At 63.2% G+C, this 13,549-nt stretch carries 10 protein-coding genes; 2 read left to right on the top strand and 8 right to left on the bottom strand.

The genetic code is table 11. From position 1 onward, the window contains the following. The first annotated feature begins 182 nt into the window (after nt 1-182). Both TMS3_RS00850 and gbdR read left to right on the top strand, forming a co-directional pair. Nucleotides 183-1,562 carry an L-serine ammonia-lyase gene (locus TMS3_RS00850; protein WP_025163342.1) on the top strand — a complete coding sequence of 460 codons (1,380 nt, stop codon included), beginning with the start codon at nt 183-185 and terminating at the stop codon, nt 1,560-1,562. Nucleotides 1,563-1,959: 397 nt separating this feature from the next. Continuing rightward, the gene (gbdR, locus tag TMS3_RS00845; protein ID WP_025163341.1) at nt 1,960-3,063 is read left to right on the top strand and encodes a choline metabolism transcriptional regulator GbdR; all 1,104 of its coding nucleotides are present in this window, start codon (nt 1,960-1,962) and stop codon (nt 3,061-3,063) included. 121 nt (nt 3,064-3,184) lie between these two features. Here gbdR and TMS3_RS00840 read toward each other — a convergent pair whose 3' ends face one another. From TMS3_RS00840 to gbcA, 8 genes are all read right to left on the bottom strand, one after another. Continuing rightward, complete coding sequence (locus TMS3_RS00840) at nt 3,185-3,430, bottom strand: hypothetical protein (RefSeq protein WP_025163340.1); 246 nt, start codon at nt 3,428-3,430, stop codon at nt 3,185-3,187. A 26-nt stretch (nt 3,431-3,456) separates the two neighbouring features. Further along, on the bottom strand, nt 3,457-4,236 hold the full coding sequence (gene etfB / locus TMS3_RS00835; RefSeq protein WP_029866034.1) for an electron transfer flavoprotein subunit beta: 780 nt from the start codon (nt 4,234-4,236) through the stop codon (nt 3,457-3,459). After that, nucleotides 4,226-5,449, bottom strand: a complete 1,224-nt coding sequence (gene etfA / locus TMS3_RS00830) for an electron transfer flavoprotein subunit alpha (protein WP_025163338.1) — start codon at nt 5,447-5,449, stop codon at nt 4,226-4,228. The genes etfB and etfA overlap by 11 nt, the downstream gene beginning before the upstream one ends. Further along, nucleotides 5,449-7,398: a dimethylglycine demethylation protein DgcB gene (gene dgcB, locus TMS3_RS00825; protein ID WP_025163337.1), complete on the bottom strand. Its 1,950-nt coding sequence runs from the start codon at nt 7,396-7,398 to the stop codon at nt 5,449-5,451. Before dgcB ends, etfA begins: the two co-directional genes overlap by 1 nt. Before the next feature lie 167 nt (nt 7,399-7,565). Further along, nucleotides 7,566-9,626 carry a dimethylglycine demethylation protein DgcA gene (gene dgcA / locus TMS3_RS00820; protein ID WP_025163336.1) on the bottom strand — a complete coding sequence of 687 codons (2,061 nt, stop codon included), beginning with the start codon at nt 9,624-9,626 and terminating at the stop codon, nt 7,566-7,568. Nucleotides 9,627-9,641: 15 nt separating this feature from the next. After that, on the bottom strand, nt 9,642-10,172 hold the full coding sequence (locus TMS3_RS00815) for a 4-vinyl reductase (RefSeq protein WP_025163335.1): 531 nt from the start codon (nt 10,170-10,172) through the stop codon (nt 9,642-9,644). Between the two features lie 123 nt (nt 10,173-10,295). Beyond that, entirely contained in the window at nt 10,296-11,273 is a 978-nt protein-coding gene (locus TMS3_RS00810) for a dipeptidase (protein WP_025163334.1), read from the bottom strand. A gap of 620 nt (nt 11,274-11,893) precedes the next feature. Then, nucleotides 11,894-13,186, bottom strand: coding sequence for a glycine-betaine demethylase subunit GbcA (gene gbcA, locus TMS3_RS00805; protein WP_025163333.1), 1,293 nt, complete (start codon nt 13,184-13,186; stop codon nt 11,894-11,896). Nucleotides 13,187-13,549: the final 363 nt, after the last annotated feature.

The following is a 13,549-nucleotide window of genomic DNA, read 5'->3' as shown; positions in this document are numbered from 1 at the left end:
GAGTTTTACCAGCCGTGAGCAGCTGGACAGGGTCAACTCAGGCCGGTTCTCGGGGCGGAGTGAGAGGGCGGTTGGCGTTGTACGGTGGCGGATTTGGATACGAACGAGTCGGAGTAGGACCTCGGTGCTTTGCTGAAAACCCGATGATGGCGGCATAACAATTACTCACCTCGGAGGCCGACATGGCTATCAGTGTGTTCGACCTGTTCAAGATCGGTATCGGGCCTTCCAGCTCGCACACCGTCGGCCCCATGCGCGCCGCCGCGCTGTTCACCGGCGCCCTGCGTGAGCGTCATTTGCTTGAGCGAGTGCAGCGTGTGGAAGTGCGCCTGTATGGCTCGTTGTCGGCCACCGGCATCGGTCACGGCAGTGACACTGCGGTGATCATGGGCCTGATGGGCGATTGGCCGGACCAGATTGATCCGCGCGAGATTGCACCGCGAATCGAAGCACTGCGTAGCAGCGGCACCTTGCAGCTGGATGGACGTTTGCCGATTGCCTTCGACTGGCAGCGCGACATGCTGCTGCTTGAGGAGAACCTGCCCTACCACCCCAATGCCATGACCCTGACGGCCTACGCGGCCGACGGCAGCGAGCTGAGCAGCGATACCTATTACTCAGTGGGCGGCGGTTTTGTGGTCGATGCCGAACAGGCGGCCACCGGCCAGCTGGACCAGGATCACACCCAGTTGCCTTACGACTTCTCCAGTGGCGACGAATTGATGCGCTTGTGCAAGGAGCATGGGCTGCGCGTGTCCGAATTGATGATGGCCAACGAGAAGGCCTGGCGCAGCGAGGCGGAGATCCGCAGCGGCCTGATGCGTCTGTGGCAAGCCATGCGCGACTGTGTCGAGCAGGGTCTCAAGCACGAGGGCATTCTGCCCGGCGGGCTCAACGTCAAGCGCCGCGCCGCCAAGCTGCACCGCAGCCTGCAGGAAATGAGCAAGCCCAACGTGATCGGCTCGACCCTCAGCGGCATGGAATGGGTCAACCTGTTCGCCCTGGCGGTCAACGAGGAGAACGCCGCTGGCGGGCGCATGGTCACCGCACCGACTAACGGTGCGGCAGGCATCATCCCGGCGGTCCTGCACTATTACGTGCGCTTCAGTCCGGCGGTAAGCGAAGCCGATGTGGTCGATTACCTGTTGGCCGCGGCGGCTGTTGGCATTCTGTGCAAGAAGAACGCCTCGATCTCCGGCGCAGAAGTGGGTTGCCAGGGCGAGGTCGGTTCGGCTTGCGCCATGGCTGCCGCCGGGCTGGCGGAAATCCTCGGTGCCACACCCGAGCAGCTTGAGAACGCCGCCGAGATCGGTCTGGAGCACAACCTCGGACTGACCTGCGACCCGGTGGGTGGCCTGGTGCAAGTGCCGTGCATCGAACGCAATGCGATCGCCGCGGTGAAGGCGATCAATGCCGCACAAATGGCCCTGCGTGGCGATGGCGAGCATTTTATCTCGCTGGACCGGGTGATCCGCACCATGCGCGATACAGGTGCCGACATGCACGACAAGTACAAGGAAACCTCGCGCGGCGGCCTGGCGGTCAGCGCCATCGAGTGCTGATTCATTTTCGCCCCTGATGCGCGATTTTGGTGCGCTGCAGGGGCGAACGGCAGGCTTTCGTGACTTGCTGGTCATTCTGGCTGCCGTTCGTCTGTTACCGCTGGTATTCAACCTGTGGCGCGGTGACAGTCGCGCCTATAGTCAGTGCTACCAAAATGCTCAGGATCCAGGAATAACAGGGTCCTGATGGCGCAAACAGAACACTTCTGTCGCGCTCGCGAAGCCTTGTGGTACACGGCTTGGATGATGGCCTATATTTTTAATTGAACGCTCAAGTAATTTAGGCATGACCTTTGCCTTGTGAACAGTGTTCATCTGGGCCAGTCGGGTACCAGAACCGTAATATCAGAGCCTCGCCAAGAAGGCTCACACCGTGCTTAGCGTGAGGGCTTCACTGATGTCGCAGTTCAACCAAGGGGCACAGCCCCAGATTCCTGCTCCCCGCTCCATTGGCTTCCTGCTGCTGGACAACTTCACCCTGATTTCCCTCGCTTCGGCGGTCGAGCCGTTGCGTATGGCCAATCAGCTCTCAGGCAAGGAACTGTATCGCTGGCATACCCTGACCCAGAGCGGCCAACCGGTGAAGGCCAGCGATGGTCTGCAGATCACCCCGGATGTCGGCCTGCACAATGCACCGGTACTGGACGCGGTGATTGTCTGTGGTGGCGTAGACATTCAGCACAGCGTCACTCGCGAACATCTGCACTGGTTGCAGATTCAGGCCCGTCAAGGACGTAAGCTCGGTGCCGTGTGCACGGGTAGCTGGGCGCTGGCCAAGGCCGGGCTGCTCGATGGCTATGATTGCAGCGTGCACTGGGAGTGTCTGGCCTCTATGCAGGAAGCCTTCCCGCGTGCGGCCATCACCCCGCGACTGTTCTCCATCGACCGCAATCGCAGCACCGCCTCGGGCGGCACCGCACCGCTGGACATGATGCTGCACCTGATCGGTCGTGAGCATGGCCGTGAACTGGCGGCGGCGATCTCCGAGATGTTCATCTACGAGCGCATCCGCAACGAACAGGATCATCAGCGTGTGCCGCTCAAACACATGCTGGGTACCAACCAGCCGAAGCTGCAGGAAATCGTCGCGCTGATGGAAGCCAACCTGGAGGAGCCGATCGACCTCGACGAGCTGGCCTGTTATGTCGACGTGTCGCGGCGCCAGCTCGAGCGCCTGTTCCAGAAGTACCTGCACTGTTCGCCGTCGCGCTACTACCTCAAGTTGCGCCTGATCCGTGCTCGTCAGTTGCTCAAGCAAACCTCGATGTCGATCATCGAATTGGCCTCGGTCTGTGGCTTTGTTTCCACGCCGCACTTCTCCAAGTGCTACCGCGAGTATTTCGGCATCCCGCCGCGCGACGAGCGCGCAGGGCAAAGCCTGAGCAATGTGGTGGCGTTGGTGCCAGTGCCTGATGAGCTGATGCAACCAGCCTCGTCCACGGCCAAGGATGCCTTGAACCGGGCACAGGGCGAGTCGACTTTCGCCAGCGTGCGGCTTTAGCTCTGGTGCGGGGCCGCTACAGCCAGTAGCGCGGCCTGACCCTTAATCAGCACACAGCAAAAAGGGCGCATCAAGCGCCCTTTTTGCTGTGTGCTGTTTCGTAGGTTGTTGTGGCTTCGTCTCAGTGCGGTATCAGGGCCGGCAGCAGGGTACGGGAAATCGCTTCACGTACGGCCGGCAGCAGGGTGGCGTTACCGCCTAGCAGTTCTTCCACCAATCGCTTCAAGGCCACCGCCCGTTCCGGGCTGAGGCCACTCACCGCATAGCTGCAGGCTTGTTCGGCACTTACGCCCGGCGGGATGCTCAGGCCCAGGGCCACCAGCCGCTCGCGTAAGTCTTCCTGGTCGATCAGGTCGGCATGCATCATGGTTATTTCTCCCTTCAGGGCTGCGCTCAGCGCAGCACGCCTTCATCCGTCAGCAGCTTGAGGATAGCCTCGGCACCGGCTTCTGGCGAGACATCCTTGAGTACCTGTCCGCCGCCGCCAGAGGCTTTCGCAGTGGCTGCTTTCATCCGTTCGGCACCGGTCTTGGCCTTGATCACCTTGAGGCGTTTCGGCCGTGGTCGGGCTGGCTGCAGCTGAGCCTCGCTGAACAGGACGTCCTCTACAACGCTTACGGCCTGTGCCTGCAGCTGCCCGCGCCGGGCGGGGCCGAAGGCACTCTGCCGAGCGGTCGGCGCGGCATTGTCGACGCTGGCGAGAAATGGCAGGCGTACCTGCAGGCGGCGCCGTTGGCCGCGGGGCAGGGCTTGCAGAACCTGGGCTACGCCATCGGTCACGCTTTCCACCTCGGCCAGTCCGACCACCAGTGGCCAGCCCAGCTGTTCGGCCAGCAGGTAGGGCAGCATGCCCGAGCCTTCGCCGGTTTCTGCCTGAGTGCCGGTCAGTACCAGCTGAGCGCCAGCTTGGCGCAGGTAGTCGCTCAGTGCCGGCAGGGCGTCGGCCTGTGGCGGTTGTTGCAGTACGGTCATTTCCGCCAGGCCCATGCCCAGGTAGGCGCGCAGGGCTTCTTCCTCAGGGTCGCCGGCGTGCAATATCCGCAGGCGTTCGCCAGCCAGGCGCAGGCCCAGTTCGACGGCGCGGGCATCCTGTTCGGCGCGGCGTGCTCGACCCGACATCGGGTGAGCACCGACGGAAACCAGGGTGATGATGTTCAGCGTGTTAAGCGGCATCGCGTGCGCCTCCCTGACGGAATTCGGTGACTCGTTCGATCAGTGCCTGAAGGATGGCCGCCGAGTCGCCGATCACAGACAGGTCGGCACGTTTGATCATGTCGCAGCCTGGATCCATGTTGATCGCCACCACTTTGTCGCAGGCGCCGATGCCCTGCAGGTGCTGAATGGCGCCGGAAATACCCACCGCCATGTAGACCCGGGCGGTGACCCAGGTTCCGGTGGCGCCGACCTGACGGTCGCGCGGCATGAAGCCATCGTCGACCGCGACCCGGGAGGCGCCTTCGGTTGCGCCGAGGGCTTCGGCAGCCTGATGGAACTGGGTCCAATCCTGCACGCCGTTACCGCCGGAGAGAATGAACTCGGCTTCCGCCATAGGGATCAGTGCCGGGTTGACGGCCACGGCGCCGAGGTTCTCGATGCGTGGCAGGCACTGGGCGATCTGGTCTTGCAGCTCTACCGGACGGACTTCGTGACGGCTGTCGCCAACCGGATCGGCGCATTCGGCCGCTGCCAGAATCAGTCGCGGTGCACGGCGTGCCAGGTCTTCGCGGCCGGCGCCGGCGCGGCCGATGCACTGGCCGTCGGCGACCTGCCAGATGCGCGTGGCCGGACGTTCACCGAGCTTGGCCGCCAGACGGCGGCCGAGTTCGCCGCCGCCGGTACGGCTGTCCGGGATCAGCCAGTGACGAGGTGTCAGCTGGTTGTCTACCGCGCTCAGGGCCAGTACCCGCTGTTCCGGAGCGTAGCCGTCAAAGGCTTCGCCCTGGATGTGCAGCAGGCGGTCGACGCCGGCGGTGTCGAAGGCGCTTTCCTTGTGTTCACCGAAGACCACTGCGACCACCGCACCCTCACTGCCGGCCAGTTTATTGGCCAGGCCGAGCAGGTCCTTGTCGTGGCTGCTGAGGCGGCCGCCGACCATGTCCGGCACCACCACGATGTGGAAGCTCGGCTGTTCGATGACGTGCAACGGCAGTTGCACCTCCGCCTTGGCAGTCGAGCGTTTGCTGCTGCCGCCTTGCTGGGCGCCGCTGCGGTCGATGCGCTTGAGGCCGTTGGGGCCGATGAAGCCGATCGCGTGCGGGTTCTTACGGATCAGGCCGTTGGGTCCCATCCAGCTGGTCTGCGCCGTTTGCAGCGAGGCGTGCAGTGGGTGCAAGCGGTTACGGGCGATCCACTCGGCTCGCGGGTCGCGGCGGATAATATCGCTCATCAGTTAACCTCCAGGGCAGCAGCCGGCTGCTTGGTCGCGGCAGGCGCCTCGATCAGAACGTCAGCGACCAGCTCGGCGATGTCTTTGATCTGCGGCCGCGGTTCGACCACGCCTTCGAGCATCGCGGTGCACTGCGGGCAGCCTACGGCCACCAGTTCGGCACCGGTCTCCTTGATGTCGACCATACGCATGTCGGGGATCCGCTGCTTGCCGGGAATGTCGGTGATCGGCGCGCCGCCACCACCGCCGCAGCAGCGCGAACGGAAGCCGGAACGCTCCATCTCCTTGACCTCGATGCCGATGGCCTTGAGCACGTTGCGCGGGGCCTCGTACTCGCCGTTGTAGCGGCCGAGGTAGCAGGGGTCGTGGTAGGTGACGCTGCCGCCCTTGTGCTGACCCAGGTTGAGTTGCTGGCCGGCGATCAGCTCTTCCATGTAGGTGCTGTGGTGCAGCACTTGATAGTTACCGCCGAGGGCGCCGTATTCGTTTTTCAGCACGTGGAAACTGTGCGGATCGCAGCTGACGATCTTGTTGAAGCGATACTGCGCCAGGCTGGCGATGTTGCGCTTGGCCAGGGTCTGGAAGGTCGCTTCGTCACCCAGACGGCGGGCCACGTCGCCGCTGTCGCGCTCTTCCAGGCCGAGTACGGCGAAGTCGACGTTGGCCGCCTTCAGTACTTTGACGAAAGCGCGCAGGGTGCGTTGGTTGCGCATGTCGAAGGCGCCGTCGCCGACCCAGAACAGCACGTCGGTCTGCTTTTTCTCGCTCATCAACGGCAAGTTCAGGTCGGCTGCCCAGTTCAGACGGCCGCCGGGGGCGAAGCCGCCAGGGTTGTCGGTGGCGATCAGGTTGTCGAGGACTTCGGCGCCCTTGTTCGGTGTGGCACCTTTCTCCAGGGTCAGGTGACGGCGCATGTCGACGATGGCATCGACGTGCTCGATCATCATCGGGCACTCCTCGACGCAGGCGCGGCAGGTGGTGCAGGACCACAGCGTGTCGGCCTCGACCAGGGCCTTGCCCTGCAGGTTGACGATCGGCTGGTGCGGACCGCCGCCGTGCTCACCCAGGGGGATGCCCGGGTAGGGGCTGCCGGCGAAGTTGGCGTCGGTGCCGCCGGCCAGGCCGATGACCATGTCCTGGATCAGCTTCTTCGGGTTCAGTGGTTGGCCGGCGGCGAAGGCCGGGCAAACCGCCTCGCACTTGCCGCACTGCACGCAGGCGTCGAAGCCGAGCAGTTGGTTCCAGGTGAAATCGGTGGGTTTCTCTACGCCCAGCGAGGCGTTCGGGTCATCCAGATTCAGCGCCTTGAGGCCGGTCGAGCGGCCGCCGCCGAAGCGCTCGGCGCGACGGTGCCAGGCCAGGTGCAGGGCGCCGGCGAAGGCGTGCTTCATCGGGCCGCCCCAGGTCATGCCGAAGAACATCTCGGACACGCCCCAGGCCACGCCAATCGCGAGGATCAGGGCGAGGATCCAGCCGCCGAAATCGTGCGGCAGAATCCCGGCCACCGGCAGGGTGGCGATAAAGAAGCTTACCGAGAACATCAGCAGGCTCTTCGGCAGACGGTTCCACGGGCCTTTCGACAGTCGCGCCGGTGGATTGCGCCGACGCTTGGCGACGAACAACGCGCCGACGAACATCAGCACGGTGGCGCCCAGCAGGGCGAAGCCGAGGATGCGGTTGTGCAGGCCGAAACCATGCACGATGACCGCCAGAACGGCGGCCAGGACGAAGCCGCCGGCGGTGGCCACGTGGGTCTTGGACATGTACTTGTCGCGCTCGACCACGTGGTGCAGGTCGACCAGATAACGGCGTGGCATGGCCAGCAGACCGCCGAGCCAGTCAACTTTGGCCGGCTTGCCGCGCCGCCACATCAGAAAACGCTTGCCGGCACCGAGCACGGCGAGCGCCAGTGCGGCGAACAGCAGAATAGGAAGAATGGTGTTCAACATTGTGGAGCTCCCAAAGACACTCGGGTCTTGCAGGCGGAAATACCTGGATGCCTTGCCGATTGCCGTGGGAGCGGGCGTGCCCGCGAAGCAGGCGACTCGGTTACTCAGTCGCTCCGTCTCGCCCTTTTCGCGGGCAAGCCCGCTCCCACAGTGTTAGCCACAAGCCGTTAGAAATCCTTGCACAGACGCAGCGCGTCGTAGATCGCCGCATGGGTGTTGCGCTGAGCCACGCAATCGCCGATGCGGAACAGCAGGTAACCGTCGCCAGGCTCGGACAGGCAAGGCTGCGGCTTGATCGCGAACAGTGCTTCGACGTCGATCTGGCCCTTGTTGCGCGAGCCTTCCTTGAGTGCGTAGTACAGCGTTTCGTCTGGACGTACGCCGTTCTCCACCACCACCTGGTCGACCACGCGCTCTTCCTGGGCGCCGGTGTACTCGTTCTCCAGCAGTGCCACCAGCTTGTCGCCTTCGCGGTAGACCTTTTCCAGCATCATGTCGCTGGTCATGATCACGCCCTTCGGGTACATGCTGCGGTAGGCCGTCGGGAACGAGGTGCCGCCCATGCCTACACCCGGCTTGATGTCGTCGGTGACGATCTCGACCTGACTGCCCTTGTCGGCGATGAAGTCCGCCACCGACATACCGGTAAATTCGCAGATGGTGTCGTACACCAGCACGTTCTTGCCCGGTGCGACCTTGCCGTCGAGGACGTCCCAGCTGCTCACTACCAGGCCTTCTGCTGCGCCCCAGTGTTCGTTCTGTTCGAGGAACGGATGACCGCCGTTGGCCAGTACCACCACATCCGGGCGCAGGTCCATGATGCTCTCTGGATCAGCGCCGGTGCCCAGGCGCAGGTCGATGTTCAGGCGCGCCAGTTCCAGTTGGTACCAGCGGGTGATGCCGGCGATCTGGTCACGCTGCGGCGCCTTGGCGGCGGTAGTGATCTGCCCGCCAAGCTGATCCTTCTTCTCGAACAGGGTGACGTCATGGCCACGCTCGGCCGCGACGCGCGCCGCTTCCATACCCGCTGGGCCACCGCCGACCACCACCACCTTGCGCTTGACGCCGGTGGTCTTCTCGATGATGTGCGGCAAGCCCATGTATTCACGGGAGGTCGCGGCGTTCTGGATGCACAGTACGTCCAGGCCCTGGTACTGGCGGTCGATGCAGTAGTTGGCACCGACGCACTGCTTGATCTGGTCGACCTGGCCCATCTTGACCTTGGCGATCAGGTGCGGGTCGGCGATGAACGCGCGGGTCATGCCGACCATGTCGACGTAACCGCCCTCGAGGATGCGGGTGGCCTGGTTCGGGTCCTTGATGTTCTGCGCGTGCAGTACCGGTACCTTGACCACTTCCTTGATGCCGGCCGCCAGATGCAGGAACGGCTCGGGCGGGAAGCTCATGTTGGGGATGACGTTGGCCAGGGTGTTGTGGGTATCGGCGCCGGAGCCGACCACGCCGATAAAATCGAGCAAGCCGGTGTCGTCGTAATACTTGGCGATCTGCTTCATGTCCTCGTGGGACAAACCGTCCGGGTGGAACTCGTCGCCGGAGATACGCAGGCCCACGCAGAAGTCGTCGCCGACTTCCTTGCGCACGGCCTTGAGCACTTCCAGGCCGAACTTCATGCGGCCCTCGAAGGTGCCGCCCCATTCGTCGGTACGTTTGTTGACTCGTGGGCTCCAGAACTGGTCGATCATGTGCTGGTGCACGGCCGACAGTTCGACGCCGTCCAGGCCGCCGGCCTTGGCCCGGGCCGCAGCCTTGGCGAAGTCACCGATGATGCGCCACATCTCTTCCGGTTCGATGGTTTTGCAGGTCGCGCGGTGTACCGGTTCACGGATGCCGGACGGCGACATCAGGGTCGGCCAGTCGAAACCATCCCAGCGCGAGCGACGACCCATGTGGGTAATCTGGATCATGATCTTGGCGCCATGCTTGTGCATGGCGTCGGCCAGATTCTGGAAGTGCGGGATGATGCGGTCGGTGGACAGGTTCACCGAGCTCCACCAGCCATGGGGGCTGTCGATGGAGACCACCGAGGAGCCGCCGCAGATGGCCAGGCCGACGCCGCCCTTGGCCTTCTCTTCGTAGTACTTGACGTAACGCTCGGTGGTCATGCCGCCGTCGGTGGCCATGACCTCGGCGTGGGCGGTGGACACGATACGGTTACGGATGGTCAGTTTGCCGATCTGAATCGGCTGGAACATTGCTTCGAAGGCCATGATGCGTTCCTCGACTTAGAGCGGCTTGACGACGAAAAGACCGTGGTCGTGGCCTTCTTGCGAAGCGCCGTAGACCTGTTCGGCACGGGTGCGGATGCTGCTGCCCTGGGCCTGCAGAATCTGGTCCATGGCGCCGGCGAACCAGCCGGTGAACATGTAGTCAACCATACGCCCGCACTGGCCGTAGACGTAGACGAAGGCGGAATGATCCAGGCGCACTTCGCAGGTGCCTTTGTCGAGGTCGATCGACTGGATCTTGAACAGACCCCAGCCGCGCTGTGACAGGCGCTTCATGTAGTGCTCGAACACCGCCACGCCGGACAGGTCGTGGCACTCGGCTTCTTTCTCACACCAGTGCCAGGCGGACTTGTAGCCGGCCTTGTAGAGGATTTCAGCATAGGCGTCGGCGCCCAGCACTTCCTCGATGCCGATATGGTTGTTGACGAAGAAATGCCGCGGTACGTAGAGCATCGGCAGGGCGTCGGTGGTCCAGACGCCGGTTTCGCTGTCGACTTCGATGGGCATTTCAGGGGCGTGGGTGGCCATGTGTGCAAACTCCAGAATTCGGTGGTTTGTGGCAGAGCGCCTGGCGCTCTGCTCAATTAAAAATAGGTTGTGAATGCCTGTGGAGCCGCTAGCGCCGTGCGCCGTAGTCTCCGCAGGTATTCATCATTCGCCCCAGACGTCCTTTAGTACGCGGGTCCAGTTCTCACCCATCACCTTGCGCACTACACGCTCGGGCATGCCGCGCTTGAGCAGGGTTTCGGTCAGGTTGGGGAATTCGCCGACGGTGCGGATGCCCAGCGGATTGACGATCTTGCCAAAGCTGGTCAGACGGCGGGCGTAGCCCTTGTCGTGAGTCAGGTACTCGAAGAAGTCCTGGCCGTGGCCCTGGGTGAAGTCGGTGCCGATGCCAATGGCGTCTTCGCCGACCAGGTTCATCACGTACTCGATGGCCTCGGCGTAGTCGTCGATGGTCGAGTCGATGCCTTTGGCGAGGAACGGTGCGAACATGGTCACGCCGACGAAGCCGCCGTGGTCGGCGATGAACTTCAGTTCCTCGTCGGACTTGTTGCGCGGGTGCTCTTTCAGGCCGGACGGCAGGCAGTGCGAGTAGCACACCGGCTTCTGCGATTCGAGGATGACTTCCTCACTGGTCTTGCTGCCGACGTGGGACAGGTCGCACATGATGCCGACGCGGTTCATCTCTGCGACGATCTCGCGGCCGAAGCCGGACAGGCCACCGTCACGCTCGTAGCAGCCGGTGCCGACCAGGTTCTGGGTGTTGTAGCACATCTGTACGATGCCCACGCCAAGCTGCTTGAACACCTCGACGTAGCCGAGCTGGTCTTCGAACGCGTGGGCGTTCTGGAAGCCGAAGATGATGCCGGTCTTGCCCAGCTCCTTGGCCTTGCGGATGTCGGCGGTGGTGCGCACGGGCATCACCAGATCGCTGTTCTCGCGGATCAGTTTCTGGCTGGCGGCGATACTGTTGACGGTGGCCTGGAAACCCTCCCAGACCGACACTGTGCAGTTGGCCGCGGTCAGGCCGCCCTTGCGCATGTCTTCGAACAGTTCGCGGTTCCACTTGGCGATAATCAGACCATCGATAACGATGCTGTCGGCGTGCACTTCGGCTGGGCTCATCAGGCTGTCCCCTTTATACGACTACGAGTCGGAAGCTATACGCGCCGAACCCGCTGCCGGCGCTATTGGGGGCAGCATATCCCCGAGGGGTTTGCCGCTATCGCGCAAAAGCGACTGGGGTATTGCCGAAAGCGTCAAGCCGAGGTCGTGAATGGGTAAGCCGCAGGAAACCCGCCAGGCGGGCTGTCGGGTTGCAGGTCGCTTTGCTGCGATTCGAGCCCGCCAGTCCTGCCGAGTGCGCGGGTGAGATGAGTGAAGGGCATGTCCATCGCGAGGGCGTCCAGGCGCAGGCGTGGACCCGATAACCGTCGGCTGTCCTCCCGTAGCCCGGATGCAGTCCGGGAAGCGCCTGCAGCTGCACATCCATTCCCCGGATTGCATCCGGGCTACAAGGCTGCTGGGTTACCCCGCGGCGCCAATGGTCCAGCTTGCCAGCGCTGTGGTTCGGCTTAACCCTTGGTCAACAGGCAAAAAAATGCCCCTTACCAGGGCCGTTGACCTGGGAAGAGGCGAGTGTGCCCAGAGGGCATAGTGTGATGAGGCTGCCTGGGCCTGATTAAACAGGCGCAGGCCATAACGGTTAGCCGGGCGAGGCACGGGGTCTCGCCTGGCTGTCTGGATTAATCCACGGCGACTTCGCGCAGGTAGGGCGCCGGCGCCGCGCCGAGGTGCTTCAGCATGCTGGCGCTGTACCAGTCGATGAAGTTGACCACGCCGAATTCGTAGGTCTTCGAGTAGGGGCCCGGCTGGTAGGCGGTGGAGTTGATGCCGCGTTGGTTCTCTTCGCCCAGGCGACGGTCCTGGTCGTTAGTCGCATCCCACACCTGGCGCAGGCGCTCAACGTCGTAGTCGACGCCTTCGACTGCATCCTTGTGCACCAGCCACTTGGTGACGACGATGGTTTCCTGGGCGCTGATCGGCCACACGGTGAAGTTGATCAGGTGGTCGCCCATGCAGTGGTTCCACGAATGCGGCAGGTGCAGGATACGCATCGAGCCGAGCTCCGGGTTCTTGATCCGGCCCATGAGTTTCTTGCTGCCCGGCTTGCCGTCCATGGTCATGGATTCGGTGCCCTTGAGCAGCGGCATGCGCACGATGCGGTTACGCAGGCCGAAGCTGGCGTGAGCGTAGGGGATCTTCTCGGCTTCCCATTTGGCGGCGGATTCGGCGACGTGGTCCTTGAACGCCTGGTCGGCGCGCGGGTCGGTGACATCGTCCCACTCCAGCAGGCTCTTCAGCAGTTCCGGGTGGGCACCGTTGCAGTGGTAACACTCGCGGTTGTTCTCCAGCACCAGCTTCCAGTTGGCCTGCTCGCGCATGGTGCTCTGCACCGCCACCTTGGTGTTCTCCATGTCGTAGGGCTCCATGTAGTGAGCCAAGGTGGCGAGGAACTCGTCGATCGCCGGCGGGTTCTCTGCCAGGCTGATGAAGACGAAGCCGCCGGCGGTCTTGCAGTGCACCGGCTTGAGGCCGTATTCCTTCATGTCGAAGTCGGCGCCCATCTCGGTGCCGGCGAACAGCAGGCGGCCGTCCAGTTCATAGGTCCACTGGTGGTAGTGGCAGACCAGCTTGGCCACTTTGCCCTTGTCGCTGGTGCACAGGCGCGAACCGCGGTGGCGGCAGACGTTGTGGAAGGCATGCACCACGCCCTCGGCGCCGCGGATGATGATGATCGGGTTGTCGCCGATCTGCAGGGTCAAATAGTTGCCCTTGGTCGGGATCTCGCAGGTCATGCCGGCGATCAACCATTCCTTGTGGAAGATTTCCTGCATGTCGATCTGGAACAGGCGCTCGTCGTTATAGAACGGCTGCGGCAGCGAGAAGGTGCGCTCGCGGGTCTGCAGCATCTCGGCGGTGGCCTTGCGTGCGGGCTCTAGAGGATCGCCCAGGCTCAGGGTGGAAGTGACGTCCATCGGTAACTCCTCAATGGCGGCTCGCCGTGCGAGCGCCGCAAAAAGTGGCTGTTTCGGTTGCTACGCAAGGCGGTTTGACTGACCGCTCGTATATCGCCTGCCGACTGGCGATTGCTACGTTGAAGCGTTGGTCGGGCGCGTTGGTAATTTCTGTTTCGGCTGATGAGGAGTGTGGCGGCGTGCGCGTCGTCTATCTTATCTATGGGCGACATGCCTGAATCCGTTCCCGACGCGGTAAGTCGCGGGGTCTGCGGCAGGTCGCGATAAGTATGTGGATGTCGCTAGCAGGTAAGTGCCTGTATTTGACGTTGCGCAAAATTCGCAGCACTAGGCCGGCACTTGGCCGCCGCGCATGAGAGCAAC

Origin of the sequence: Pseudomonas taeanensis MS-3 (assembly GCF_000498575.2) — a bacterium.
GTDB lineage: Bacteria > Pseudomonadota > Gammaproteobacteria > Pseudomonadales > Pseudomonadaceae > Aquipseudomonas > Aquipseudomonas taeanensis.
The sequence above is the reverse complement of the archived record's forward strand: the minus strand, read 5'-3'. Positions and strand labels throughout refer to the sequence as shown.